26 protein-coding genes and 1 pseudogene are annotated in these 26,619 nt (G+C 31.2%); 20 read left to right on the forward strand and 7 right to left on the reverse strand.

Annotation, left to right across the window (positions count from 1 at the left end; genetic code table 11):
* Positions 1-205: pseudogene (locus EM932_RS20960) on the forward strand (hypothetical protein); the annotation flags it as partial.
* Between the two features lie 249 nt (positions 206-454).
* On the opposite strand, the gene EM932_RS16595 reads toward EM932_RS20960, so the two are convergent.
* From EM932_RS16595 to EM932_RS16620, 6 genes are all read right to left on the reverse strand, one after another.
* Entirely contained in the window at positions 455-1,468 is a 1,014-nt protein-coding gene (locus EM932_RS16595; RefSeq protein ID WP_135878328.1) for a hypothetical protein, read from the reverse strand.
* 390 nt (positions 1,469-1,858) lie between these two features.
* Positions 1,859-2,878 (reverse strand): hypothetical protein, encoded by a 1,020-nt coding sequence (locus EM932_RS16600; RefSeq protein ID WP_135878329.1) that lies wholly within the window; start codon positions 2,876-2,878, stop codon positions 1,859-1,861.
* An 88-nt stretch (positions 2,879-2,966) separates the two neighbouring features.
* Positions 2,967-5,492 carry a TonB-dependent receptor gene (locus tag EM932_RS16605; protein WP_211344306.1) on the reverse strand — a complete coding sequence of 842 codons (2,526 nt, stop codon included), beginning with the start codon at positions 5,490-5,492 and terminating at the stop codon, positions 2,967-2,969.
* Positions 5,493-6,422 (reverse strand): FecR family protein, encoded by a 930-nt coding sequence (locus EM932_RS16610; RefSeq protein ID WP_170179830.1) that lies wholly within the window; start codon positions 6,420-6,422, stop codon positions 5,493-5,495. It lies immediately after the preceding gene.
* A 48-nt stretch (positions 6,423-6,470) separates the two neighbouring features.
* Positions 6,471-7,007, reverse strand: coding sequence for an RNA polymerase sigma factor (locus EM932_RS16615; RefSeq protein ID WP_135878332.1), 537 nt, complete (start codon positions 7,005-7,007; stop codon positions 6,471-6,473).
* 165 nt (positions 7,008-7,172) lie between these two features.
* Positions 7,173-8,723 (reverse strand): NAD(P)H-hydrate dehydratase, encoded by a 1,551-nt coding sequence (locus EM932_RS16620; protein WP_135878333.1) that lies wholly within the window; start codon positions 8,721-8,723, stop codon positions 7,173-7,175.
* Between the two features lie 397 nt (positions 8,724-9,120).
* Here EM932_RS16620 and thrA point away from each other — a divergent pair, with 397 nt between their 5' ends.
* The 5 genes from thrA to EM932_RS16645 all read left to right on the forward strand — a co-directional run bounded on the left by thrA (position 9,121) and on the right by EM932_RS16645 (position 16,059).
* Positions 9,121-11,565, forward strand: coding sequence for a bifunctional aspartate kinase/homoserine dehydrogenase I (thrA, locus tag EM932_RS16625; protein ID WP_135878334.1), 2,445 nt, complete (start codon positions 9,121-9,123; stop codon positions 11,563-11,565).
* A gap of 87 nt (positions 11,566-11,652) precedes the next feature.
* A complete protein-coding gene (locus tag EM932_RS16630; protein ID WP_135878335.1) occupies positions 11,653-12,576 on the forward strand; it encodes a homoserine kinase in 924 nt (307 codons plus the stop codon).
* 81 nt (positions 12,577-12,657) lie between these two features.
* Positions 12,658-13,014, forward strand: a complete 357-nt coding sequence (locus tag EM932_RS16635; RefSeq protein ID WP_135878336.1) for a four helix bundle protein — start codon at positions 12,658-12,660, stop codon at positions 13,012-13,014.
* A 54-nt stretch (positions 13,015-13,068) separates the two neighbouring features.
* Positions 13,069-14,361, forward strand: coding sequence for a threonine synthase (gene thrC / locus EM932_RS16640; RefSeq protein WP_135878337.1), 1,293 nt, complete (start codon positions 13,069-13,071; stop codon positions 14,359-14,361).
* A gap of 297 nt (positions 14,362-14,658) precedes the next feature.
* Complete coding sequence (locus EM932_RS16645) at positions 14,659-16,059, forward strand: Gfo/Idh/MocA family protein (protein ID WP_135878338.1); 1,401 nt, start codon at positions 14,659-14,661, stop codon at positions 16,057-16,059.
* A 114-nt stretch (positions 16,060-16,173) separates the two neighbouring features.
* Here EM932_RS16645 and EM932_RS16650 read toward each other — a convergent pair whose 3' ends face one another.
* Positions 16,174-16,530, reverse strand: a complete 357-nt coding sequence (locus tag EM932_RS16650; protein WP_135878339.1) for a DUF983 domain-containing protein — start codon at positions 16,528-16,530, stop codon at positions 16,174-16,176.
* Between the two features lie 102 nt (positions 16,531-16,632).
* Between EM932_RS16650 and EM932_RS16655 the strand changes: the two genes are divergently transcribed.
* The 14 genes from EM932_RS16655 (at position 16,633) to EM932_RS16715 (ending at position 26,558) form a co-directional block, all read left to right on the forward strand.
* Positions 16,633-17,508 carry an AraC family transcriptional regulator gene (locus EM932_RS16655; RefSeq protein WP_135878340.1) on the forward strand — a complete coding sequence of 292 codons (876 nt, stop codon included), beginning with the start codon at positions 16,633-16,635 and terminating at the stop codon, positions 17,506-17,508.
* A gap of 360 nt (positions 17,509-17,868) precedes the next feature.
* Positions 17,869-18,309 (forward strand): thioredoxin family protein, encoded by a 441-nt coding sequence (locus tag EM932_RS16660; RefSeq protein WP_135878341.1) that lies wholly within the window; start codon positions 17,869-17,871, stop codon positions 18,307-18,309.
* A 25-nt stretch (positions 18,310-18,334) separates the two neighbouring features.
* On the forward strand, positions 18,335-19,291 hold the full coding sequence (locus EM932_RS16665) for an FAD:protein FMN transferase (protein WP_135878389.1): 957 nt from the start codon (positions 18,335-18,337) through the stop codon (positions 19,289-19,291).
* Entirely contained in the window at positions 19,288-19,500 is a 213-nt protein-coding gene (locus EM932_RS16670) for a DUF4266 domain-containing protein (protein WP_135878342.1), read from the forward strand. The genes EM932_RS16665 and EM932_RS16670 overlap by 4 nt, the downstream gene beginning before the upstream one ends.
* A gap of 25 nt (positions 19,501-19,525) precedes the next feature.
* Entirely contained in the window at positions 19,526-20,848 is a 1,323-nt protein-coding gene (locus EM932_RS16675) for a DUF3570 domain-containing protein (RefSeq protein ID WP_135878343.1), read from the forward strand.
* A gap of 114 nt (positions 20,849-20,962) precedes the next feature.
* Entirely contained in the window at positions 20,963-21,268 is a 306-nt protein-coding gene (locus tag EM932_RS16680; RefSeq protein WP_135878344.1) for an ArsR/SmtB family transcription factor, read from the forward strand.
* 51 nt (positions 21,269-21,319) lie between these two features.
* Entirely contained in the window at positions 21,320-21,556 is a 237-nt protein-coding gene (locus EM932_RS16685; RefSeq protein ID WP_135878345.1) for a thioredoxin family protein, read from the forward strand.
* Positions 21,557-21,570: 14 nt separating this feature from the next.
* Entirely contained in the window at positions 21,571-21,735 is a 165-nt protein-coding gene (locus tag EM932_RS20965; protein ID WP_170179831.1) for a hypothetical protein, read from the forward strand.
* Positions 21,728-22,705 (forward strand): permease, encoded by a 978-nt coding sequence (locus EM932_RS16690; RefSeq protein ID WP_135878346.1) that lies wholly within the window; start codon positions 21,728-21,730, stop codon positions 22,703-22,705. The genes EM932_RS20965 and EM932_RS16690 overlap by 8 nt, the downstream gene beginning before the upstream one ends.
* A gap of 18 nt (positions 22,706-22,723) precedes the next feature.
* The gene (locus EM932_RS16695; protein WP_135878347.1) at positions 22,724-23,161 is read left to right on the forward strand and encodes a nitrophenyl compound nitroreductase subunit ArsF family protein; all 438 of its coding nucleotides are present in this window, start codon (positions 22,724-22,726) and stop codon (positions 23,159-23,161) included.
* Complete coding sequence (locus EM932_RS16700; protein WP_135878348.1) at positions 23,162-23,872, forward strand: aromatic aminobenezylarsenical efflux permease ArsG family transporter; 711 nt, start codon at positions 23,162-23,164, stop codon at positions 23,870-23,872.
* A gap of 386 nt (positions 23,873-24,258) precedes the next feature.
* The gene (gcvT, locus tag EM932_RS16705; RefSeq protein WP_135878349.1) at positions 24,259-25,341 is read left to right on the forward strand and encodes a glycine cleavage system aminomethyltransferase GcvT; all 1,083 of its coding nucleotides are present in this window, start codon (positions 24,259-24,261) and stop codon (positions 25,339-25,341) included.
* A 20-nt stretch (positions 25,342-25,361) separates the two neighbouring features.
* Complete coding sequence (locus tag EM932_RS16710; protein WP_135878350.1) at positions 25,362-26,204, forward strand: sugar nucleotide-binding protein; 843 nt, start codon at positions 25,362-25,364, stop codon at positions 26,202-26,204.
* Between the two features lie 60 nt (positions 26,205-26,264).
* A complete protein-coding gene (locus EM932_RS16715) occupies positions 26,265-26,558 on the forward strand; it encodes a 4a-hydroxytetrahydrobiopterin dehydratase (protein WP_135878351.1) in 294 nt (97 codons plus the stop codon).
* Positions 26,559-26,619: the final 61 nt, after the last annotated feature.

Here is a 26,619-nt window from a genome sequence, read left to right on the forward strand (position 1 = left end):
ATTACAAGGAAAAAGTATTAAACTTCAAAACCACCATAAGCCCCAACGAACAAAGTGGGCAGCTTGGGTTGTTGGACGGATCGGTGGATGGAAAGGCTATGACTCACAAGGACCGCCTGGCGTGATTGCTTTAAAACGAGGTTTGGATAGATTATCATATATAATAGAAGGAACTAAACTCATAAAAGATGTGGGTACACCGTAGCTGCCAGAAGGCAGGGAACCTCATCATGATGAGATGTCTCGAAAGTTTATCTTGAGTACTTCGACTACGCTCAGCATAAACTAAAGTCGAAAGGCTCATGCTTCGCTCTGTCGACATGACAAACACTTATATTTCAAATAATTAACTTGGTTCTTTAGAATATTATTTACTTAAGAAACTCACGTTAATTAGGATTTTAACTTAAAGAATTTTTAAGTTCTTTATTGAATTTGTTATAACCTTATTACTTTACCATTCATCATTCTTACAATAATCTGCTGAGTTAGTCAAAGTATCTTCAAGTTCTTTATTAGACGTTACTATAATTTCATCACCATTTAAGGTAATTAAAGTAAGCGGGTAGTCAATTGTTAAGTAATGATTATCTACAGGATTAAAGGTTTGAAATAATTCGCTATCACTAGTTACTGTAACAGGTATAATCTCTTCTGTTTGAATATTAACTTTATTAAAAACAAATGGATATTTAAAATTGATACAATCATTAAGCTGCTCAGGCCTATCTAAAATACAGTCATCAAAATAATTAACCATTTGGTTTTTCCCAATTGCACGAGAACTTGTTCCTTGTGGTGAAGTAAACGTAACATAGTTAGCTCTAAGGTTATCAAGGCTAAACTGAGAATTATTAACTTTATTATACAATAATAAGGCCTCTTCTACTGCGTTGATGCCTTTATTAAGTGATATAATAAATGACGTGCTATTTATCAATCCATCAATATAATACTTTACAGTTCCTGAGCAATTGTAATTAATATCAGATACTTTTACAGGTTCAATCTCTGGAGAGGCTTTTGTATCTCCTTCAAAACTACAATCTTTAAAATATTTAGTAATATCTTTTCTGTTTAAATATATGTCACCAAAAAAGGTAGAAGGTGCTATATATAATATAGAAAAGTCATCTTTTGTAAATCGTATTTCAGTGTCAATATAAGCTTGTTCAAGTACCTCCGACATTAATTCGTCGTTCCATGATAATGTATTAAAATTAACGTCTCCATAATAGTCTCCTTTGCTATTTAATAAACCTCCTGCGACTAAAACATTCTCACAATCAAAATTAATGAGATTATAATCATTTTTATATAATGCATTTAAACTTATGTACGAAGCTAAATTTGGTGAAATTTTGACTTCATCTGATATGGTTTGAGTTGTCTCGTCATTAGACGAACAAGATTGTATAGTTCCTAAAAGAAATGTTACTATAAATAATGTTTTAAAAATGTGTTTCATACTATTAATCATATTTTTTGGGTTTTGTTATTATGAAAACGATTGTAGATCATAAAACCCTCCTCTTTATTAAAATAATTCTGCGGATAGCCCAATAAATACAGGTTCTCCAAGACTTGCTGTGCCTAGGCTCATTGAATTATTTGTGTTAAAAAGCAAAAGAGGCTGTCTGAAAAGTGGTTAATCTTGTCATTCAGAGCAACGCGAAAAATCTTATTTCACTCATAATCAGAGCCATATATTTTAAAGAGATTCTTCATTCCATTCAGAATGACACTTTTTAGACAGCCTCTTTTAAATAAATAACAATAAGTAATCAAGGTAATATTTTTACAATAATCGGGATTTTGATTTAAAGAATTTTTAGTTTTTTATTACAATTTTATTACCTTACCAGTCGTCATTAGTACAATAATCTGCTGAGTTAGTCAAAGCCTTTTCAAGATCTTTATTAGATGTTACTACAATCTCATCTCCATTTAAGGTAATTAAAGTAAGCGGGTAGTTAAACGTTACGTTTTCAAACTGACCAAAGAAATCCTGATTTAATTCACTGTCGTTATTTATAGTTATAGGAACAATTTCATCTGTTTGAAGGTTAATCTTATTCATTACGAATGGATATTTAAAATTTATACAATCATTATCATTAATATCCCTGTCTAACATACAATCTTCAAAATAATTCATTATTTCTTCCTTTCCTATAGCACGAGAATCAGTACCTTCTGGCGATGTAAAATTAACCTGAGAAACTTTAAGTTCTTCTATACTATATGTTGAATTATTAGCTAAATTATATGCTGACAAAGCCTCTTGCACTGCATCAACACCACCGTTAAGAGGTATAGCATCTTCAGTTATATAAACATCTGGGAAAAAATTTTGTCCTATAAAATACTTCGCATTTCCTGAACAATTATAGTTAATTTCAGATACTGTAACAGGCTCTGGATGGAAGAAAGTCGTATTCCCTTCAAAACTACAATCTTCAAAATAGTCAATTACATTATCTCTTGTATTTAAAATACCTGGTCCATTAGTTCCAAAATCAGCTATAATTTCGATATGAAAATCATCTTTAGTAAATCGTATTTGAGTTTCAGAGAAAATGCCTTTCAAAGCATCCAACATTAATTCATCGTTCCAGAAAGATGTATTAAAAGTATGCTCTGCTGCATCTCCCTGACTATTTATAAAATCACCAGCAATAAGTACATTTTCACAATCAAAATTAATGAGACTATAATCATTCCTTGAAGTTGTAGTTTTAATTATTTTAGTTACTAAATCCGATGAAATTCTATCTTCTCGCGATATTGTTTCGATAGTTGTTTCTTCTGACGAACAAGATTGTAAAACCCCTAAAAGGCATACTACAATAAATAATATTTTAAAAAAATGGCTCATACTATTAACTATATTTTAAGGGTCTATTACTACGAAAATGATTGTAAATAATAAAAACCTATATATTATTTTAAATTACCATACTCCCTTAAAAATCAATATTTAATGATACATTAGGAGTAAATTCTAATCCGTATTTATTTAAAACCTCTATGTTTTCTCTGTCTTCAGTTAAGGTATAATAGCGGTTTAGAATATTTTTCCTGTTTGCTATATTAATTAAACCTATTGTTAATTTATAATCTATCTTTTTTGAAATATCAAAATGATAACTTAAAGAAGTATCAAACCTTAAATAATCTTCTAACCGTTCTGTATTTGGCTCATTATAATTAATGGCATTAAACTCACCCTCTATAATTGGTAAGTCTTTGTTTATCGAAGTATAAGGCTTCCCAGAGCTATACTCCATACCAAAAGACAAATTAAATGATTTATGCTTAATATTTACTCCAGAAATGAGACTATGCCTAATATCATTATTATTATAAAAACGAGATGGATTAAGATCTTTAAACTTATATTTATTTGTACTATAATTATAACTTACCCAAGTATTAAAAAAATGGTTTTTATAATTATAATGAAACATATAGCCTTTAACGTCATACGATCCAAAAAGGTTATCAAACTGATTAAGGTTTTGAAAACCCTGATTATTAGTAGTAATGCCTTCTACAATTTTAGAATAAATACTAGCATTTAGCATATGTTTTCGTTTCTTAAAACCAAAAGACAATTCTAATTGCTTACTTTTTTGTAAAGGGGCAATAGTATTATTTGCAAGAAACCATCGTCGTTTTTCGATTCCTAGAAAATTATTTTCCAGATTAATAACCTGAGAAATATTTTGTGTTTTTCTCTCTCCTCTAACCTGAATATCTACCTCTGGTATTGGCATATAAGTTATATGAAACCGAGGTTCAAACTGAAATGATTTTAAAAATTCATAATAGACATTTCTTAAATTCCATCCTGTTTTTATTTTTTTCTTAGTGTAATTTAGCGTTCCAAACACGCCATAAATATTACTTTGTTGATTTTTATAGCTTTTAAAAAACTCATTAAAATTATTAATTCTATTCGTTACAGTTAAATGCTCCTGACAAATTCCAGCTTCATATATAAATCCTTTATTTTTTGGCGTTGAACTGTATTTTAAAGTCGTTTCATAATTTCTAACTCTATTACTTTGAAAACTTGAAATATCTCTAGACAACAAAAAATTGCCACCTTGCAGACTGTAGTTAGAATAATTAATAATAGTTTCTAGTTGAGATTTATTAGAAAAAATATGTCGCCAATTAAATCCTAAAGCGGCATTTTCCTGTTTCAACTTACTCTCTTTTCTGGTATTGTTTAACGCAATAGTTTCTTCATAAGATAAATTATTTGCTAAAAGCAATACGTTTAGCCCGATAGAGTTAGATTTATTTACTGCTAACTTATATTGCAATTGTGAATCATGAAAGTCGAAGGTGTTTTTAGTTTCTATAACATTATTATTTGAAACATTAAGCGATGATTCAGAAATGTTTGAAGATTGAAAAGCCTTTTTGGCATAATTCAAATACGTTGGTGAATCCCAAACGTCTGTCAACGATTTTCTTGTTGAGAGCAATAATTCTGATTTTTCATTGATAGGTATCTTAACATAACCATCTGCACTTAAAAAATTAACCCCTATCCCACCTGTTATTTTTTTTGAAAACTTTTTTTCATGCTCCAAACTAATAACACTGCTTGTGCTATTTCCATATTCTGCAGGCGTTGCATTATCATATAAGGTAATTGTAGAAAGCAAATTTTCATTAAATGCAGAAATTAACCCAAAAAAATGACTGTTTTGGTAGATTTTAATATCGTTCCACACAAATAAATTCTGGTCTTGAGTACTTCCTTTAACAATTAAATCTGAAATTGACTCACTATTACTGCTAACTTGAGGTAGGTTTTCCAAATTTTTAATAACATCATGTGATGTTAATCCAGCCAATGTTCCAACTTCTTTAGTTTTAATGAAAAAAGTGCCGTCTGTATGCTTGTAGGTTCCTGTAGAAAAGAAAGGGTAAATAAAAAATGCTTCTAAGCCCTGAATTTGCTTAGTCATATATATTTTATTAGTTTTTAATTTGCTAATATCTATATTTTTTTTACCATAAATAAGATGTGAGATTTGCATTGTTTTAGGGATAGCATCATTAAAAAATACTTGCCCTTCTTTACTAGTAACCCAAGTTTTATTATTATTTACATCTGTTATTAGCACATGTTCTAAAGGAGTCTTATCTTCACTGTCATAAAAATACAGCACATCTTTTTTTATTGGTTTAACTACTATTTTATTTTGTGTAGCAATGGTAAAAGAAAGCATAAAATTTCTTTCTAAATACCTTAAATGTGCCTTTAAAGATGTGTTTTCATTATAAAAACAATTGGTACATATCTTGTTTTTAAGTAATGAAGATTCATAGTTAAAAGACACTTTAAAAAATACTTCAATTTTTTTTAGATGCGTTTCAAGTAAAATAGTGTTTTTTTGAGCAAAACAGAATGTTGAAAAAAACAAGCATATCATGAATACACTTATTCGAGGCATTTTTTTTGGGGTCATCTACTTTTTATTCAAATAAATACTTTTTCCTTTTTTAACATACTTTAAATCCAATGATTCACATAAAATGTTTAAAACAGTTTCCAGCGCATCATCATAATGATAACTTCCAGTATATTTTAAGTCTTTATTTAAATTATTATTCATATTAAATTCTACATCGTATTGAATACTTATATCTGAAACGACATCATTTATTGATGTGTTTTCGAAAACTGACATCTTTTCTATCCAATGAGGTTTTGCAGCAACACTAGTAGTTGTCTGTATATGTTTATCTAGCGCTTTCGAATTAAAAAAATTATTTGCTGATAAGATAGTCTCTTTTCCATTATACATAACAGATACTCTACCTTCATAACAATAAACTTCAAAAGAGGTATGACGTTGTTTTACATTAAACTTAGTTCCTAAAACCGTCACAGTTCCTTGTGGTGTTTTAACTGTAAATGTTTCTCCTTTAGCAACTTCAAAATAGGCTTCTCCTTTTAAATCTATTGCTCTTGATTTTTCCCACTTCTTATTATAGGCTATGTCTGATTTTGCATTTAACCAAACTTTAGAAGCATCGGGAAGTGAAATTTGCGTAAATTCTCCAGCAAGTGTATGATGTTCGAGATTGTTTTTAATATTAAACAAAACCACTGAAACAAATAGCACTACTGTCGCTGCTACATACATAGGCAACCATTTTTTCTGCCATGGTATAACACGCTTTTTATTAACTGAAGGTTTCAAACGAGCATGATCTAGTTTTTCTAAAGCACCATCCTTATCATAATCTACAGACTTAACATTTTCAAAAAGCTCTATAATGTCTTTGTATTCTGAATAGGTTTCAGATGACTCTATAAAAGCTTCTTTTTCTTCTTCTGAAGAAAACTCAAAATTTAAAAACTTCTTTATATTATTAGGTTTATTTTCTTCCATAACAATGGTCATTAAATATGTAACGTTTCAAATTAAAAAAAACCTCTTTTAAAAACGTTTTTTATTAATTTGCAACTCGTTTTGTAGAAACTCTAAAGCATTAAAAATTCTTTTTTCTACAGATTTTACAGAAACATCCATTATTTCTGCAATCTCTTTATATTTCTTTTTATCTATTCTATTTAGCAAAAAAGGAACCCTATACTTTTCTGGCATAGAATCAAGAACTCCATTTAGTTTTTGATGAAACTCTTTTTCCTCAAAAATATATTCTGGTGTTTGCTTTTCAGTAGTGTTAATAATATTTTTTTTATAGTTCTGTGCATGACCAATACTTCTAAAACTATCGATTATTTTATTTCTAGAAATTGTATATAAATAGGCTCTTACATTTTTTAAAGGCACATTTTTACAATTTTGCCATAATGTTAAAAAGGCTTCCTGTATGATATCTTCTGCTAATTGCTTATCTCCGTAATGATACACTAAGTAGTTAAAAACTTCTTTGGAATGCTTCCTAAAAGCGATATTATAATTACGTTCTTCACAAATAGAATCTTTAGATGAGTAATCATCACAATTCATTAATCTTAAATATTTTCAGGGTTCAAAATTTAATAGTAATTTACTATTAAACGTTTTAAATTAGAAAAACCCTCAATTTTTATACGTTTTTTTATTTGTGAAGTACAGTTTAAAAAAAGAACAGCTTAAACCCCTTAAGAATAGGGACACTAAGCTGTTTTTAAATTACTCTTGTTTTTGTTCTTCTGCTTCTGCTGGTTGCTCAGGCTGCTTAAACAAATCAATAAAAGCCTCGCCTAGATAGTCAATAACATGGCTAGCAATTAAACTTTGATAACCAAAGTTTTCAACGGCAATATCTGCTGATCTTCCATGTAAATACGTTCCAAATATTGTAGCTTCTAACGGGGTGTAACCTTGCGAAATCAATCCAGTAATAATTCCAGTTAATACATCACCGCTTCCTGCTGTAGATAATCCGGGATTTCCTGTCGTGTTTACATAAAGCTTATTATCAAACACGGTAATGGTATTGGCTCCTTTTATAATAACTATGCATGTATGTTTTTTCGAAAATGCTTTTACTTTTTTTAATTTATCAAAATCATCTTTCCAGGTTCCAATTAAACGCTCCAATTCTTTTGGGTGAGGTGTTAAAATGGTTTGTTCTGGCAGTAATTTTAATAAAGCCTTCTTTTTTGATAACATATTGATTCCATCTGCATCAATAACCAAAGGCGCCTTGTTTTTCTTCAAAAAAGCTTCAAAAGCATTTATAGTTTTTGGGTTAGTTCCTACTCCTATTCCAAAACCTACAACTGTAGGTTCTATATCAAATTTAATGTCTGTGATTATTTCTTCATCAGTATCTGTTATAACCATGGCTTCTGAGAAAGATGCCTGCAAAGGTATATATCCACATTTTGGAGTATATGTAGTAATTAAACCAGCCCCAGCAGATAAAGCAGCTTTACTAGCTAATGCCACAGCTCCTATTTTACCATAACTTCCTCCAATTATAAGACTATGACCAAATTGCCCTTTATGTGAAAATTTTTCTCTTGGTTTATAAAGAGGTAGTACTTCATGTTTTCCTATTAATTCTGCCTCTGTATTTGTAGTTAATAAAAACTCTTGATCAAGACCAATATCTAAGACTTCCCATTGTACAGTATGTTTGGCAGTTTCTGGTAAAAAGAAAACCAATTTAGGCGAAGCGAAACTTAGCGTATAACCAGCCCAAACGGCACGATCCTCGTCCTCTAAAACCTTATCTGTACTTAATCCTGAAGGAATATCAATAGATAAAGTAAATGCTTTTGTACTTCTAAAATGCATAAACAATGCCTTAACCCAATCGTCTACAGGTCTGTTTAATCCAATACCAAAAACAGCATCAACAATAATATCATCTGGATTAATTTCAGGAAAATCCTCAGTACAGCTTAAAAGTGTAGGCCAATCTTTAGTAACATTTTTAATTCTGTCATAATTAATTAAAAAATCCTTTGATCGTTTATCACTACAATTAATAATATAGGTTTTAACATTATAACCATCTAGAATTAGATGTCTGGCAAGCACCAATCCATCACCTCCATTATTTCCAATACCACAAAATATATGAATAGGCACTTGTGCCCCCTGCATACGCATATGTATCCAGTTAAATATTTGCATCCCTGCACGCTCCATCAAATCTGTTGATGATATTTTTTGACGTTCTGAAGTTAGCTTATCTCCTTCGTAAATCTGTTCTTTAGAAAATAGTTTCATTTACTCTTTTTTATTAATGATCTCTTGATTACTTTTTATATTTAAGTAAAAAGCCCAGATGAGTTCAATTATTAATTTTTCAACTCTCTATTACTTTCGTCGTTTTTATTTTAAGAAAATAGCTTCTATATAAGAATACTACAAATAAAGCAACTTTTGTTTTTTTATTAGGCTAAAAGTAATACTTTTGAGCAGTATTATATGAATATAATGAATCATTTAAACCAAAATATAGATATATATTTCTCTTCTCTAATAGAAGAGACTACTATTTTTGGTACAACTACAATTATTACAACCCTTTGGGGTTGCTAACTATATATTCTTCAGGCTATCATTGTAATTTTTACAATTACAACATCAAAATATTTTTTCAATTATCAATTCATTAAAAAAAATGAAAGTTTTAAAATTTGGGGGAACTTCAGTAGGTTCTGCAAAAAACATAAATAATGTCATAGACATTTTAACTAGGTATTCACAAAAAGATTCCATTATATGCGTTGTATCTGCCGTTGGTGGTATTACAGATAAGCTGCTTTTAGCTGGTAAGCAGGCTCAAAATAAAGACACTAGTTTTAAAGACACCTTTAATATTATAAAAGATATTCATTTAAATATTTTAAATGAATTAAATCCACATAATGCTAGTTCAATTATAACATATACAGAAACCAGATTAGAAGAATTAAAAAATTTACTGGATGGTATCTATCTAATAAATGAGTTATCTCCAAAAACATCGGATAAACTGGTGAGTTTTGGAGAATTGTTATCATCCTATATAATTTCTGAAACTATGAAAAATCGTAGTTTATCTGCAGATCGTAAGAATTCTCAGGAATTAATCACAACAAATTCAAATTTCACAAAGGCAGAAGTTGAATATAGTCTTACTAATAAAAATATAGTAGATTATTTTAAAGCAGCAATACAGAAAATTACTATTCTTCCTGGGTTTGTATCAAAATCTATCGCAGGAGAACAAACAACTTTGGGGCGTGGTGGTTCAGACTTTACTGCAGCTATTATTGCTGCTGCATTAAAAGTAGAACAATTAGAGATTTGGACAGACGTTAGTGGCATGTATACTACCAACCCAAAATTGGTAAAACAAGCCTACCCTATCGAAAAAATCTCATATCAGGAGGCTATGGAATTATCACACTTTGGTGCTAAAGTTTTATATCCACCAACAGTGCAACCTGTCTTAGATCTAGAAATCCCAATTCATATAAAAAATACATTAGAACCAAATGCTGTTGGAACTATTATTTCTAATGAGAAAACAAATGCTGTATCACCTGTAAAAGGAATCAGTAATATTGGAAATATTGCGTTATTAACTCTAGAAGGTAGTGGTATGGTTGGTATTCCTGGTTTTTCTAAAAGGTTATTTGAAACCTTATCTCAGGAAAAAATTAATATCATCTTAATTACTCAAGCATCGTCTGAGCATTCTATTTGTTTAGGTATTGAAGAAAAAGATGCTGAAATGGCTAAACAAGCTATTGATGCTGCTTTTGAAAACGAAATTGCTTTAAATAAAATAAACCCAATAATAGTTGAAACTAATCTTTCTATTGTTGCGCTTGTTGGCGACAACATGAAAAATCATCAAGGCATTAGTGGCAAAATGTTCAGTACTTTAGGTAAAAACAATATTAACATCCGTGCTATTGCACAAGGAGCATCCGAGAAGAATATTTCAGCCGTAATATCAGAAAACGATGTAAAAAAGGCTTTAAATACCTTGCACGAGCAATTCTTTGAAATTGAAACGAAACAACTAAATGTATTTATTACAGGCGTTGGAAATGTTGGAGAAAAGTTAGTAGATCAAATACAGCAACAAAACGACTATTTAAAGGAAAATTTAAAAATCAATATACGCATTGCCGGATTATCAAACTCCAGAACAATGATTTTTAATGATGCTGGTATAGACTTGAAAAACTGGAAAGATAAACTCGCTTCTGGAGAAAAAGCTACTTTAGAAGGCTTTTTTGAAAAAACAAAGTCTCTTAATTTACGTAATAGCATCTTTGTTGATGTGACAGCAAATAAAGACGTTGCAAATTTATATGCCGACTATTTACGCCAAAGTATTGGTGTTGTAGCTTGTAATAAAATTGCATGCTCTAGCGATTATGAAAATTACAGTTTATTAAAACGACTATCCCTTAAATATAGTGCACCATATTTATTTGAAACCAATGTAGGTGCTGGTCTGCCCGTTATTGACACACTAAATAATTTAATTGCTTCTGGTGATAAAATCACATCCATTCAAGCTGTTTTATCTGGAAGTTTAAATTTTGTATTCAATAATTTTAATGATACAACTAAATTTTATGATGTTGTTAAACAAGCGGCTGCAGAAGGCTATACAGAGCCAGACCCAAGAATAGATTTAAGTGGTGTTGATGTGGCTAGAAAAATATTGATTTTAGCTCGAGAAAGTGGTATGGAAATGAATTTGGAAGATATTTCGAATACACCTTTCTTATCGGAATCAGGGTTGAAAAGCGGTTCAGTCGATGATTTTTATAAAACATTAATTGACGATGAAACACATTATCAAAGTTTATACGCTTCCGCGAAAGCGAAAAACTGTCAATTAAAATATGTGGCACAATTAAACAATGGTAAAGCAAATGTTGGTTTACAAGAAATACCAAAAGGTCATCCTTTTTACAATCTACAAGGTAAGGATAATATTGTGATGTTTTACACACAACGTTACCCAGAACAGCCTATGATTATTAAAGGTGCTGGTGCTGGTGCAGAGGTAACAGCTTCAGGGTTATTTGCCGATATTATTAGAATTGGGAATAATTAAAAAAAGACAAGAGAATAAAGAAAAGAGAATAATGACTTAGTAGTTGAAGTCTATTTTCTTTTCTCTATTTTCTTTTTTCTATAAATTATGAAAAACGAAATAAAAATATTTTCGCCTGCAACAGTTGCCAATGTAGCCTGTGGATTTGATGTGCTAGGGTTCTGCTTAGACAGTATTGGCGATGAGATGGTCATTAGAAAAATTGATAAAAAAGGGATTTATATCACCAAAATTGAAGGGTTTGATTTACCATTTGAAACTGAGTTAAATGTTGCCGGTGTTTCTGCTTTAGCTATGTATGAAGCGGTAAAACCAGAATGCGGTTTTGAAATTGAAATTTACAAAAACATAAAACCTGGGAGCGGTATTGGTAGTAGTGCTGCTAGTGCTGTTGGTAGCGTTTTTGGAATGAATGAACTTTTAGGAAGACCTTATAACAAAACCGAATTAACGCAATTTGCCATTAAAGGAGAAGCTTTAGCCAGCAAATGTGAGCATGCAGACAACCTTGCTCCTGCCATTTTTGGAGGCTTTACATTGGTGAAAAGTATTTCCCCTTTAGAGATTCTGGAAATTCCTTCCCCAGAAGATTTATATGCAACAATTATTCATCCGCAGATAGAAGTAAAAACGTCTGAAGCTAGAGCAATTCTTCCTAAAGAAGTGCCTCTGCAAGACGCTATTAGCCAATGGGCAAATTTTGGAAGTTTAATTCATGGCCTACATACAAGTGATTATAATGTAATACAAAAATCGCTGCACGATGTTATTGTAGAGCCTTATAGAAGTCAATTAATCCCTTATTATAAAGAAGTAAAAGAAGCTTCGCTAGATCATGGGGCTTTGGGTGCTGGAATATCAGGTTCTGGCCCTTCTATTTTTACATTAAGTAAAGGATTAGAAAACGCTAAAAGTGTAAAAGACGCTATGAATAAAGTGTACTCAGAAACGGGAATAACATTTGAAATTCATGTAACAAAAATTAATACGGAGGGAATAAAGATTTATTGACTGAAGACTGAAGACTGAAGACTGAAGACTGAAGACTGAAGACTGAAGACTGAAGACTGAAATTTAATATATTTTAATTATATGAATAAATTCAAATTTGAAAAGCTAATTATTTGGCAAAAGGCAATGGATTTTGGAGAAGATATCGATAAAATTACTAATAGTTTTCCAGACAAAGAAAAGTTTAACTTATCATCTCAAATAAGAAGAGCAGCAGATTCAATAGCATTAAATATTTCTGAAGAATCTATCGGTCAGTCTAACCCAGAACAAAAAAAATTTATTGGTTACTCCATTCGTTCTTTAGCAGAAGTTGTTACCTGCCTCTTTAAAGCCAAAAGTAGAAAATACATTTCTGAAAATGATTTTACAGGTTTTTACAATGATGCTTTTGGCCTAATGAACATGATGCACGCATTTAGAAAAAATATTAACTAAAACTCCCACAAACTGAATTCGGTCTTCCGTCTTCCGTCTGTGGTCTATTAAAAAATGAATTACTACTCACTAAACAAACAAGCACCTAACACCTCTTTTAAAGACGCTGTAATAAAAGGATTAGCACCAGATAAAGGACTCTATTTTCCTGAAAGTATTACGCCTTTAAGTGGTGACTTCTATAAAAATATAGATCAATTATCACATTCGGAGATTGCATTTCAGGCAATTAAACAATTTGTAGATCCAGAAATTCCAGAAGACGTTTTAAAAACAATTATTGAAGAAACATTATCTTTTAAGTTTCCTGTGGTTCAATTAAATGATAATATCTCAACTTTAGAATTATTTCATGGTCCAACCATGGCATTTAAAGATGTAGGTGCACGCTTTATGGCGCGTTGTTTAGGCTATTTTAATAAAGATAACAATAATGAGGTTACTGTTCTAGTAGCTACTTCTGGAGATACAGGTGGCGCCGTAGCTAATGGTTTTTTAGGTGTTAAAGGCGTCAATGTGGTTATACTCTACCCTAGCGGAAAAGTAAGTGATATTCAAGAAAAACAGTTAACTACTCTCGGTCAAAACATCACAGCTTTAGAAATCAACGGTACATTTGATGATTGCCAAGCTATGGTAAAAAGGGCGTTTTTAGATGAAACTTTAACTAGTAACATGCAGTTAACTTCTGCCAACTCAATAAACGTAGCACGTTGGTTACCGCAGTTATTTTATTTTATGTTTGCATACAAGCAATTACATAAAAAATTCGATGATATCGTATTTTCTGTACCAAGTGGAAACTTCGGAAATGTTTGTGCTGGCATGATGGCGCAGCAACTAGGCCTACCAATTAATCATTTTATTGCATCAAATAACGTAAACAATGTGGTTACTGAATATTTAAAAACACAGCTATACACTCCTAAACCATCAGTACAGACTATAAGTAATGCTATGGATGTAGGAGATCCTAGTAACTTTATTCGTATTCAAGAAATCTATAAAAACAAATTTGAGACCTTAAAGGACAACATATCTTCTTTTAGTTTTTCTGATGATGATACCAGAGAAGCTATGAAAGAAATCTATACGCAATATAACTATGTAACAGATCCACATGGTGCTGTTGGTTATTTAGGGTCTAAAGCCTATTTAAAAGAGAATCCCGGTGCACACTGTGTGTTTTTAGAAACGGCACATCCTACCAAGTTTTTAGATGTAGTTGAAGCCGTTATAAAAGAGGAACAACCATTACCAGAACAAATTCAATCGGTTATGGGCAAAGAAAAAGTTGCTATAGAAATTTCTACTTACGACGATTTAAAAGCTTTTTTATTGAAATAAAACAACCTTTATTTCTTTAATGCCACGGTCTTATCGTGGCATTTTTTGTTTGTTACACGTCATTTGAGTTTATAAAAAATTTAATCTAGCTTCGTTTTAAAGTTGTATTTAATTATTAAGGTTATTTCAAATGAGAATTGGTATTAATTAAATAGCCTATAATCTTTATTGATTTTATAGAAAAAAATAACTAATTTGGTTTACTTTACTGAATTAGTTTAGACGAAGCTGCCCTATTTTCTATTAAATGGTATAAATATTTTTGAAAAAAATGCATCATTATAATTGATTAGTTTTATGAAAAAAAAGTTAGATAGGAGAAAAGCAATTAAAAATATGATATTAGGAGCTGGAGCGATCCCTCTTCTATCAAATTCAGCATATGGTTTTAGAGATACCTATGATGCTAAAAATACAATTGCTGCTAAAAACTACGGAAACAGTGATATTAAAAAACCTATAACAGCAATAACTTTAGGTGCTGGGTCTAGAGGGAATGTTTATGGAAATTATGGTGCTCAATTTTCAAACGAATTAGATATTGTTGGAGTTGCAGAACCTATTCCAATTAGAAATGAACGTTATGCAATGAAACACAATATTCCTGATGAAAACAGATTCGTAACATGGGAACATGTATTTCAGAAACCAAAATTTGCTGATGCCGTAATAATCACCACTCCAGATGATTTACACTACGCTCCTTGCATGAAAGCTCTGGAAATGGGATATGATGTGCTTTTAGAGAAACCAATAGCTCCAACCGAACAAGAATGCAGAAATATTCTTGCATTAGCAAAAAAGACAAATAGAATCGTAGCAGTGTGCCATGTACTACGCTATGCGCCTTATTTTATTAAGCTTAAAGAAATGATTGATTCTGGTACAGTAGGAGAACTTATCAGCATTCAACATTTAGAACCTATACAGCATATACATATGTCTCATTCATATGTTAGAGGGAACTGGCACAATTCGAAAAAAACGACACCAATTATACTTGCAAAATCTTGCCATGATTTAGATATTCTCAGATGGATGATCGGTAAAAAGTGTAAAAGTATTTCTGCCTTTGGCAGTGTGAAATGGTTTAAAGAATCTAACGCTCCCGTGGGAAGCACAAATAGATGCACTGATGGCTGTGCTGTAGAATCTATATGTCCGTATTCAGCCTTAAAAATTTATCATAGAGATCGTGATTATACTTATGTATTTGATTTTCCTGAGGATGAATCCACACATAGTGACTTTATTTTAGAGCAGTTAAAAACCACGAACTATGGTCGTTGTGTATATAAAATGGAAAATGATCAACCAGACCATTATGTTGCTTCTATGGAATTTGAAAACGATATTACTGTTAATTTTTCTATGGAAGCATTTACTTCATATCACGGAAGAAGGACTCGAATTATGGGCTCTCATGGTGATATTGTAGGAGATATGAATCAATTTATTCATACAGATTTTTTAAGTAATAAAGTTACCAAGTGGGATGTTAGTGTTGAAAATGTAGATAATTACAGTGGTCATGGCGGTGGAGACTGGGCTCTTGTATCCGACTGGATTAAAGCAGTAAAAGCACAAGATTCAAGTTTATTAACCTCTACAATTGATGCCTCAATAGAGAGTCATATTATGGGGTTTATGGCAGAAAAAAGTAGAGAAACGAAACAGACAGTATCTATCAATTTATAACGTAAATCAAAATACACACTTTTACTATCAATATATTAAGCCTTATTTTCTATTTTCACAAAATATTGTATTAAGGTATATTTTAATACGATCAAAAAGAATATAGAGATTGTATTAAGCTTCAGCCTTTTTATAAAATAGATAAATCCAAATGGTTCTCGATAATCTAAAGTTTATGGTGCTGAACAAAATAGCAGATATTATAATTCCAAAAAAGGACGCTAAAAGGGATAAACCAAGAAAGAAATAAGAAATTATAAAAACGCCTATAAATTCCGCTACGGCTATAGCATAACTTACAAACATAGCGCCAAAGAAAAAACCAGGTTCTCTTTCAAATTTAAAGTTACAAGTTTTACACCTATCATTTATTTTTGGAATTCTAAACAACAACAAATTGCCATTTGAACTAAAAATGTCATTTTTTTTACATTGGGGACATTTACCTTTTAAAATTGAAATTGGTTTCATTTTTTACAATTGAGAATTATTCTGCAAATTTACTGTGGCACCTAAAAATAGAGTTCATAAATAATGCGCCATTTTTTGTACTTTTAAGACATAATCAACATTATGAAATCTATTCCAATTTTAAACATTCAGCAATTTGAGCAAGATGTACCCATGTCTGACTTCTACAGTAACGACCTAAAAAGTCATTTGGAAAGGAATAAAGGTTTTTTCAATAAGCCGCATAGGCATGATTTTTTTCTATGTGTTTTATTCTCCAAAGGGTCTGGTATTCATGAAATAGATTTTAACACCTACACTGTAAAGCCTGGCAGCGTGTATTTTTTAAGACCAGGCCAAACACATTATTGGAAATTTGATACCAATCCAGAAGGATACATTTTTTTTCATACTCAGAACTTCTATGAACTTCATTTTTCAAAAAGTAAACTAGAACAATTCCCTTATTATTATTCATACAAAAATATACCTACACTCCATTTAAATTCAAATGAAATTGTATATTTAGAATCAACATTTAAGAACATTAACAACGAGTATTACAAAAGCTTAACCTATAAAAAACAAAAAATAGCAAGTCTTATAAACACCGTTTATATAGATTTAGCAAGACTCTACAATATATTTGAACCCATAAAAGATATAACATCAGCTACATACATAGAAACATTAAGGCATTTAGAAAAGATCGTTGATACATATTACAAAACAGAAAAATCGGCTACATTTTATGCTAATGAACTAAATATTACTTCCAAACATTTGAATAGAATTGTAAAAGCTACATTAGGAAAAACGACCACCGATTTAATCACAGAACGGGTCATCCTTGAATCTAAACGTTTAATTGTTCATTCTAAAAACTCTTTATCTACTATTTCAGAAATATTAGGATACCAAGATTATGCATATTTCTCTAAAGTATTTAAGCAAAAAACAAATAGTACGCCTTTAGATTTTAAAAAAAGTTATCAATAATGTTTTATTGTAATACTTTTTCTCTCATATAAAGTACAATGTGTATTAGACCTAATACTAAATAAAACATATAGGCGTTAAATGTTAGATAATGTAACGTCGGTTCGATTTAATTTTTTTATGAAAAACAATATTAAATCAATGATTTTCAAGTGTTTGTCATTTCGACAGAGCGAAGCATGAGCGAGGAAAAATCTCATAATGATGGGATTCCTCCTCAATAGCTACGCTATATACGTTCAAGTAAAATATATTTTACTCTCCGTAGCGTTCGGAATGACATAGTTTCTTTATTAAAACAATTAAACAACTGATTGTTAAGTTTTAATATATTGAGCTCACGTTAATGTAAATACATAAATGAAAACAGGCATATTAACATTAATAGTTGTATTTATAACTTTAAATACAATATTCGCACAAGATTGGCAGACAAATTTTGAAAAGGCGAAAGACATTGCAACCAAAGAAAATAAACCTATTGTATTGGTTTTTCAAGGTTCCGATTGGTGTGCGCCTTGCATTAAATTAGACCGAGAAATTTGGAGTACAGATGCATTTAAAAGCTATGCAAAAAATAATTATGTCATGTTGCAGGCCGATTTTCCAAGGAAAAAGAAACATGCTTTAACAGAACTTCAAACCAAAGCAAATACTAAATTAGCAGAAACTTATAATAAAAATGGTATTTTCCCATTTGTTGTTGTTTTAGATAATCATGGCAAAGTATTAGGCCAAACAAGTTATAAAAAGACTACACCTACTAGTTATATTGAAGAATTAAATAGTTTTATTAAATAAATTGAAACAATTATTACCTGCATTTATGCTGTTATTTACAATAGTAAGTATAGCACAACAGCCATTCAAACGAACACTTAAATTAATGGGGAGTCGTTTTGATATTACTGTAGTTGCCAAAGATTCTATTGAGGCAAATACGCATATTGATACAGCTATAGCAGAAATTGACAGAATAGAAAAATTAATTTCTTCATGGGACAAAAACTCTCAGACATACAAAATAAATAAATATGCAGGCATTAAGCCAGTTAAAGTAGATACAGAGCTTTTTAATTTGATAGAGAGAGCCATAGAGATTTCAAAATTAACAGATGGTGCTTTTGATATTAGTTATGCTTCAATGGACAGGATTTGGAAATTTGATGGCAGTATGACTAAAATGCCTTCTAAGGAAGATATTAAGGCTTCGGTAGTTAAAGTAGGAATTAATAATATTATTTTAGACAAGTTCAATAGTACCGTATTTCTCAAAATTAAAGGAATGAAGATTGGTTTTGGAGCCATTGGAAAAGGATATGCTGCAGATAAAGCAAAAGATTTACTAATCTCAAAAGGAGTCCCTTCAGGTATCATTAATGCTTCGGGAGATATGAATACTTGGGGCAGGCAACCAAACGGTAATATGTGGAAAGTCGCTATAACGAACCCACTTAATAAAAATAAAGTATTTGCCTTGTTACCAATAACAAATGGTGCGGTTGTAACTTCCGGAAACTATGAGAAATTCGTCTCTTTTAATGGTAAGAGATATAGTCATATAATTGATCCACGAACAGGATATCCTTCAAGTGGTATTATAAGCGTTACTGTTTTCGCACCTAAAGCAGAACTAGCAGATGCGCTCGCCACTTCTGTATTTGTAATGGGTATAGAGACAGGGTTAGACCGCATTAATCAATTGCCAAAAATAGAATGTATAATTATTGATGATAAGGGAAATATCTTAAAATCAAATAATATAGAAATAGAAAAATTATGATAAAGAGGTTTATACTTGTAATATTTGTTGTTTGCTTTTTAAGCAGCTGTGTTGTCGTAAAAGAGTATGAAAAGGTAAATATTAATGATCCTGATATGGCTCTAACCGATATGAAATGCGATCGTAATATAACTACAATGCATTCTTATAGAGAAGCTGCTGTGGGTGCAAACGGAGGAAAAACCGGAGGAGGCTGTGGCTGTAATTAATTTAAACATCGGATCACAAAAATTTATGAATATATTAAAACTCCTTTTATCAACTAGTATTTTACTGGTACCTTTTATAAGTATTGCTCAGCAAGATCAAGACTCAAATAAAGCCTATAAAAAGCGTGTACTCGAAACTACAGAAGTTGATTTTTTGACTAGTTATTATAGTCAGGATGGTGATAATGCCGCTGTTAGTGGTGGTATTGGTACTGAAGAATTAACAGATATTACAGGAACATTTGTGGTTTCCATTCCCATGAACGATGATGATATCTTAACTATAGATACTGGAATATCTGCATACACATCTGCGTCTTCTAGCAATGTAGATCCTTTTGATGATGGACCAGCAGATCCCTTTCAAGCATCATCGGGTGCATCTAGCAGTGATTTATGGGCAAATCTTACCGGAAGTTATAGTCATAGTTCTGATGATCGTAATGACATTTGGTCCGCAAAAGTTTCTATATCTACAGAGTATGACTATTTTTCTATTGGATTCGGAGGTTCGTACACCAAACTATTCAATGAGAAAAACACTGAATTAAGCATAAACACCAACGTATTTATCGATACTTGGAATGCCATCTACCCTACCGAATTAAGACCATTCACCAATGGCGGGAACGGTTTAAACGATAACCTCTTTACAAATAATACAATTACAGGAAATTCAAATTACAATCCAATTTTTAGTAAATTTGATAATGAGGGACGTCAAACATATGCTCTGGGATTTAGTTTTTCACAAATCTTACATAAAAACATACAAAGTTCATTAGCTCTAGATTTAGTTCAACAACAAGGCTTATTATCTACCCCTTTTCAAAGAGTGTATTTTGCAGATATAGCAGATTCATTTATAAATAACTTTCAGCTTGCTGATGCTATAGAACAATTACCAGATAATAGATTCAAAATTGCCATTGGAGGCAGACTAAACTGGTATTTAAACGAAACTTTTACACTAAGAACATTTTACCGGTACTATTTTGATGATTGGGGGATCACTTCTCATACGGCAAGTATTGAAGTTCCAATAAAGATAACAGATAAGTTTACTTTATACCCTTCTTATCGCTTTTATAATCAAACAGCAGCAGATTATTTTGCCCCATATGAAATGGCATTATCATCTAATGAATTCTACACGTCCGATTATGATTTATCTGAATATTCAGCAAATCAGTTAGGTTTTGGAATTTCTTATACTGATATTTTTACCAAAGCACATATTTGGAAATTAGGATTGAAAAGTATTGATTTAAAATTTTATCAATATGACAGAGATACCAATTTTAATTCTAATATAATTACTGCTGGATTTAAGTTTATAATGGATTAATTAGCGAAAAAGACAAGAGAAATAAGCAGTTTCATCTCATTGACAAAAAATAGAAAAATGTAACATTAGTTGCATTTCATTTTAAAAACCTATCGTATATTTGCGATAAACATTATGAAAAGAAGTTTAGAACATATAGAATATAAGGAAGATACCGAAGCTTTGGCGAAATTTGCTAAAGCTTTGGCACATCCTACACGAATTGCCATTTTAAAATATCTTGAAAATCAATCGTGTTGTTTCACTGGGGATTTGGTTGATGTATTACCCATATCTCAATCAACAGTATCTCAACATTTAAAAGAATTAAAAAATGCAGGTTTGATACAAGGAGAATTAAAACCACCCAAAATAAAATACTGTATTAATCAAGATAATTGGAAAACTGCAAAAACGTTATTTCAGCAATTTTTTGATTGATATTTTTTTAATAATCAAATCGTTTATTGGCGATAAACAAATATAAATATTATGACCAAAATAATTAAAATTTTAGGGACAGGTTGTCCTAAGTGTCAATCAATGACAAGGATTGTTCAAGATGTAGTTTCAGAAAACAATATCGATGCTACAATTGAAAAAGTCGAGGACATCATAGAAATTATGAAGTTCAACGTAATGACCACACCAGTTTTAGTAATAGATGACGCGATTACAATAAAGGGCAGAGTCCCTTCAAAAGATGAAGTATTGGCGTTTTTAAACTAATACAAAAGCCTACTATGAATTATCATATCAAAGCTTTATCCATTTCAAATCAAGATGCAGTTGTTCACTTAAAGCAATCAAATACAGATTTTGGCACAGCTTCAAAGACTGTTGAAACTTTGAAAAATCCTGCCCTTTGTTTCATTTCGGGTACTATTAACACGATTAAAAATGTTTGATTGGGTACAAAACATAGCAGATTGGTTGGTCTATGATGTTCTTAATTTAAACAAAAAACAGCATTTAGCAGAAGCCTTAAACTTCTTTATTTATGACACCACAAAGATTCTAATCCTACTTTTTGTTGTCATCTTTTTTATGGGAATCGTTAATAGTTACTTTCCCATAGATAAAGTAAAAAATTATCTATCAAGAAATAAATTATACGGATTGGAATACCTTATGGCAAGTCTTTTTGGTGTAGTAACACCCTTTTGTTCTTGTTCATCAGTTCCTTTGTTTATTGGTTTTGTAAGAGGTGGAATTCCTTTAGGTGTCACCTTCTCTTTTTTGATTACTTCACCTTTGGTCAATGAAGTTGCAATTGGACTTTTTGCCGGCTTATTTGGTTTCAAAACTACAATCATTTATGTGGTAAGTGGTATATTATTAGGTACAATATCAGGTATCATACTTCAAAATCTAAAATTAGAATGCTATCTAACACCTTGGGTAAAAGAGGTATTAGCAAACGCCCAAAGAGAACAAGATATATTTCAGGCAGAAAATCAAACCTTTAAGCAACGTTTATCAATTATTTGGACAGAAACCCTAAAAATCCTTAAAGGCATCATTCCTTATGTTTTAGTAGGCATCGCAATTGGCGGATTAATGCATGGATATATTCCAGAAGGTTTTTTTGAAAAATATATGGACAAGGACAATCTTTTTGCTGTTCCTATTGCAACCATTTTGGCTATTCCTATGTACTCGAACGCATCAGGCATACTTCCAGTAGTTCAGGTATTGGTAGCTAAAGGGATTCCGTTAGGAACTGCAATCGCCTTTATGATGGGAGTTGTTGGTTTATCGTTACCAGAAGCTATGCTCTTAAAAAAAGTAATGACTTTAAAACTCATTGCCATATTTTTTGCTGTCGTTACACTTTGCATCATCATTTCAGGATATTTATTTAACATCATATTATAAACCAAAAATCAATAAAAAATGAAACCAGTTAAATTTTTCACAGTTTTAGTTATAAGTCTAATACTGACAGCTTGTAATAGTCAAGATAAAAACAAAGCAACTTCTTTAGATAAATCCATTTCAAAAATTGAAATTCTGGATTTTCACTCAACACACAGATGTATGACGTGCAATGCAATTGAAGCAAATACAAAATACACATTGAACACTTATTTTGCAACGGAATTGAAAGAAGATAAAATTACGCTTCAGGTTATCAATGTAGATGAAAAGGAAAACGAGAAAATTGCTGAAAAATTTGAGGCATCTGGAACATCCCTATTCTTGAATGTGATAAAAAACGGAAAGGAAACCCAAATAAATTTAACTGATTTTGCCTTTATGGAGGGGAATGACCAAGAAGCCTTTTCAAAAGAACTGAAATCTAAAATAGACACGGAATTAAAAACACTCTAAATGGATTTTTTGCAGTCGCTTTTAGAGAATTATGAAATCCCAATATTATCGGCATTTATACTCGGATTAATGACAGCCATTAGTCCGTGTCCTTTGGCGACCAACATAACTGCAACAGCTTTTATTTCTAAAAATATTTCCAGTAAACGGAAAGTGTTTTTAAGCGGATTGCTTTACTCTTTAGGAAGAGGGTTCAGCTATACCTCAATAGGTTTGGTGTTATATCTTGGTGCAAGTAAATTCCACATTGCTCGATTTTTCAATCAGAATGGAGAGAAATATTTAGGACCTTTATTGATAGTTATAGGCTTAATAATGCTAAATGTAATTAAGCTTAATTTTTTAGGCAAATCGAATTTTCAAGAAAAACTTTCCGCAAAATTTAAAGATAAAGGGCTGCTAGGTTCCTTTTTGATAGGAGTAATTTTTGCTTTGGCATTTTGCCCATATAGTGGAGCATTATTTTTTGGTATGTTAATACCAATGACTATTGCATCAGCAAACGGTCTTTATTTACCTATTGTTTTTGCATTCGGAACAGGGTTACCTGTAATTCTTTTCACCTATTTATTGGCATTTACCACAGGAAAAGTAGGCGTTTTCTACAACAGAATTACCAAAATCGAAAAAGTAATGCGAACTGTTGCTGCTGTCACTTTTATTATGACTGGATTATACTATGTTTTCATTTTCACGGGAATATTGGAATAGCGATTTAGGTGCCAACCTGAACCGTTTTTATCTTGAGTTAAGTATCTTGCTTACTGAAAAGTTAGTACACAAAATTCGCTACTTTATTACATATACAAAACCGGTTCAGACTGTTTCAAAACCTTAGCTGTTAAGTTCTAAACTGAAAATTTAGAGTTTATTTGCAAGACCGTTACCTACTATAACCATATTTAAGGACAAGACCTTTTGAAAAAAATAAAGCCCAATAAAAATTAAAAATTTCTTCATTTTAAAAGCTATAGTTACGAATAACGCATTTAAGCACTAACAAAATGTCAATACTTTACATTTTTAACAAAAATTTGATAATAAAAATCAAGTAAAATTTATGTAGTTTTGCTCGACAATATTTCAATCACTATAAAATGAAAAACACTGCATTAACATTAACTCACGAAGCACTTGGAGCTAAAATGGTCCCTTTTGCAGGCTATAATATGCCTGTACAATACGAAGGTGTGAATATAGAGCATGAAACGGTAAGACAAGCTGTTGGCGTGTTTGATGTATCGCATATGGGTGAGTTTTTAATTGAAGGAGAACATGCATTGGATTTAATACAAAAGGTATCTAGTAATGATGCCTCTAAATTAACCATAGGCAAAGCACAATACAGCTGTTTACCAAATGATAATGGTGGAATTGTAGACGATTTAATCATTTATAAAATAAAAGAAGACGCGTATCTATTGGTTGTTAACGCAAGTAATATTGAAAAGGACTGGAACTGGATTCAGTCTAAAAATGATACTGGTGCTACCATGCGCAATTTAAGTGAAGACTATTCGTTACTTGCCATTCAAGGTCCAAAAGCCATAGAAGCCATGCAATCAATTACCAGTCATGATTTATCCGCAATAAAATTCTACAATTTCGTAGTTGGAGATTTTGCGGGGATAGAACATGTCATTATATCAGCCACAGGATACACAGGAAGTGGCGGTTTTGAAATTTACTGTAAGAATAGTGAAGTAAAACAAATTTGGGACAAAGTATTCGAAGCCGGTGCAGATTACGGTATCAAACCTATAGGGTTAGCCGCTCGTGATACCTTACGTTTAGAAATGGGTTATTGCCTTTACGGAAATGATATCGACGATACCACCTCTCCTATTGAAGCTGGTTTAGGTTGGATAACAAAATTCACAAAAGAGTTTACTAATTCTGAAGCTTTAAAAGCAGAAAAAGAACGAGGTGCTGAACGTAAATTAATTGCTTTCGAATTAGATAAACGTGGTATTCCAAGACAAGGCTATGATATTGTTGATGGTAATGGAAATAAAATAGGTCATGTAACTTCGGGCACCATGTCTCCATCGCTAGGCAAAGGTATTGGCTTAGGTTATGTACCAACCGTTTTTACAGATGTTAATAGTAAAATTAACATTCAGATACGTAAAAATGCTGTTCCCGCAACTGTAATCAAACTACCGTTTTATAAAAGCTAAAAGAAAAGCATGTTCTATAAATGAAGAGGCAGGAGAAAGAAAGCAAACATAGAATTTTAATATTAGGAGCCAGTGGTTTTTTAGGTGGTGCCATATATAAAGAACTCTGCTCCTATTTTAAAACATTTGGAACCTACAATACTTCAAATAAACAGTATGAAAAAAACAAACATCTTTTTCAATATAATATTGAAGAAGAAGATGTTTATGAAATATTAGAAATAGTTAAGCCTACCATTATTATTTCGGCACTTCGCGGTGACTTTTCTGCACAATTAGTAGCACATCAACATCTGGCAGAATATGTGTTTACAAATAAAATAAAACTCATTTTTATATCCTCGGCGAATGTTTTTGATGCCTATAGTAAATACCCAAGTTACGAGACCGATAAAACCTTAAGCAATAGCATTTATGGACATTTCAAAATTAAAATTGAAAACATGCTATTACGTATGCCCAAAAAACAAGTAGCTATTTTAAGATTGCCAATGGTTTTTGGAGCACAATCTCCCAGAATATTGGAAATACAAGAACATATAAAAGAAAAAGAACCTATAGAAGTATTTCCAAACCTAATCATGAATGTAACGAACGATTTAAAAGTAACACAACAAATTCATTATATTATCAATAGAAATAAGTCTGGTATTTTTCATTTGGGAAGTAGTGATTTAGTGCATCATGACGATTTTATAAAAGAAACCGTTGATGCCTTCGAATTGAATAACAAAAAAGTAACTTATAAAAATGTTTATACGACTAACGACAATAGATATTTAGCCGTACTACCAAAGTATAACCTATTACCAAAACATTTACAACTTGTAAGTCAACAAATCCTATCAGAATTAAAATTATAATTGATTTTAATCTCTGAAATCTTTAAATTAGTAAAATTACATGGACATAAACATATACTTATGAGTAAACTTTCAGAACAAGATATAGAAAAACGATTATTACACTTTCCAGATTGGGATTATTATGATAATGCCATTCACGCCGAATTTGAATTCGAAAACTTTAAAGACTGCTTTAGCGCCATGAGTCGAATTGCTTTTGAGTGTGAAGCATTAAACCACCATCCAGATTGGTCTAATACATATAACATACTTACCATTTCACTATCAACCCATGATGCCAAAGGAGTGACCAACAAAGATTTTAAATTAGCTGAAGCTATAGAATCTATTGTTGAACCAGATGAAGAATAATTTGTTTTTCACAACTAGCTTTTTAACTTTGCGAATCTAAATTATTTATATACAAAACAAG

It is taken from the genome of Flavivirga rizhaonensis, from assembly GCF_004791695.1.
GTDB classification, from domain to species: Bacteria; Bacteroidota; Bacteroidia; order Flavobacteriales; family Flavobacteriaceae; genus Flavivirga; species Flavivirga rizhaonensis.

What these genes read in the sequence shown, in the direction of transcription:
- EM932_RS16595 (WP_135878328.1), bottom strand. Translation starts at nt 1,468, where the DNA reads ATGAAACACATTTTTAAAACATTATTTATAGTAACATTTCTTTTAGGA.
- EM932_RS16600 (WP_135878329.1), bottom strand. Translation starts at nt 2,878, where the DNA reads ATGAGCCATTTTTTTAAAATATTATTTATTGTAGTATGCCTTTTAGGG.
- EM932_RS16605 (WP_211344306.1), bottom strand. Translation starts at nt 5,492, where the DNA reads ATGACCCCAAAAAAAATGCCTCGAATAAGTGTATTCATGATATGCTTG.
- EM932_RS16610 (WP_170179830.1), bottom strand. Translation starts at nt 6,422, where the DNA reads ATGGAAGAAAATAAACCTAATAATATAAAGAAGTTTTTAAATTTTGAG.
- EM932_RS16615 (WP_135878332.1), bottom strand. Translation starts at nt 7,007, where the DNA reads ATGAATTGTGATGATTACTCATCTAAAGATTCTATTTGTGAAGAACGT.
- EM932_RS16620 (WP_135878333.1), bottom strand. Translation starts at nt 8,723, where the DNA reads ATGAAACTATTTTCTAAAGAACAGATTTACGAAGGAGATAAGCTAACT.
- thrA (WP_135878334.1), top strand. Translation starts at nt 9,121, where the DNA reads ATGAAAGTTTTAAAATTTGGGGGAACTTCAGTAGGTTCTGCAAAAAAC.
- EM932_RS16630 (WP_135878335.1), top strand. Translation starts at nt 11,653, where the DNA reads ATGAAAAACGAAATAAAAATATTTTCGCCTGCAACAGTTGCCAATGTA.
- EM932_RS16635 (WP_135878336.1), top strand. Translation starts at nt 12,658, where the DNA reads ATGAATAAATTCAAATTTGAAAAGCTAATTATTTGGCAAAAGGCAATG.
- thrC (WP_135878337.1), top strand. Translation starts at nt 13,069, where the DNA reads ATGAATTACTACTCACTAAACAAACAAGCACCTAACACCTCTTTTAAA.
- EM932_RS16645 (WP_135878338.1), top strand. Translation starts at nt 14,659, where the DNA reads ATGAAAAAAAAGTTAGATAGGAGAAAAGCAATTAAAAATATGATATTA.
- EM932_RS16650 (WP_135878339.1), bottom strand. Translation starts at nt 16,530, where the DNA reads ATGAAACCAATTTCAATTTTAAAAGGTAAATGTCCCCAATGTAAAAAA.
- EM932_RS16655 (WP_135878340.1), top strand. Translation starts at nt 16,633, where the DNA reads ATGAAATCTATTCCAATTTTAAACATTCAGCAATTTGAGCAAGATGTA.
- EM932_RS16660 (WP_135878341.1), top strand. Translation starts at nt 17,869, where the DNA reads ATGAAAACAGGCATATTAACATTAATAGTTGTATTTATAACTTTAAAT.
- EM932_RS16665 (WP_135878389.1), top strand. Translation starts at nt 18,335, where the DNA reads ATGCTGTTATTTACAATAGTAAGTATAGCACAACAGCCATTCAAACGA.
- EM932_RS16670 (WP_135878342.1), top strand. Translation starts at nt 19,288, where the DNA reads ATGATAAAGAGGTTTATACTTGTAATATTTGTTGTTTGCTTTTTAAGC.
- EM932_RS16675 (WP_135878343.1), top strand. Translation starts at nt 19,526, where the DNA reads ATGAATATATTAAAACTCCTTTTATCAACTAGTATTTTACTGGTACCT.
- EM932_RS16680 (WP_135878344.1), top strand. Translation starts at nt 20,963, where the DNA reads ATGAAAAGAAGTTTAGAACATATAGAATATAAGGAAGATACCGAAGCT.
- EM932_RS16685 (WP_135878345.1), top strand. Translation starts at nt 21,320, where the DNA reads ATGACCAAAATAATTAAAATTTTAGGGACAGGTTGTCCTAAGTGTCAA.
- EM932_RS20965 (WP_170179831.1), top strand. Translation starts at nt 21,571, where the DNA reads ATGAATTATCATATCAAAGCTTTATCCATTTCAAATCAAGATGCAGTT.
- EM932_RS16690 (WP_135878346.1), top strand. Translation starts at nt 21,728, where the DNA reads ATGTTTGATTGGGTACAAAACATAGCAGATTGGTTGGTCTATGATGTT.
- EM932_RS16695 (WP_135878347.1), top strand. Translation starts at nt 22,724, where the DNA reads ATGAAACCAGTTAAATTTTTCACAGTTTTAGTTATAAGTCTAATACTG.
- EM932_RS16700 (WP_135878348.1), top strand. Translation starts at nt 23,162, where the DNA reads ATGGATTTTTTGCAGTCGCTTTTAGAGAATTATGAAATCCCAATATTA.
- gcvT (WP_135878349.1), top strand. Translation starts at nt 24,259, where the DNA reads ATGAAAAACACTGCATTAACATTAACTCACGAAGCACTTGGAGCTAAA.
- EM932_RS16710 (WP_135878350.1), top strand. Translation starts at nt 25,362, where the DNA reads ATGAAGAGGCAGGAGAAAGAAAGCAAACATAGAATTTTAATATTAGGA.
- EM932_RS16715 (WP_135878351.1), top strand. Translation starts at nt 26,265, where the DNA reads ATGAGTAAACTTTCAGAACAAGATATAGAAAAACGATTATTACACTTT.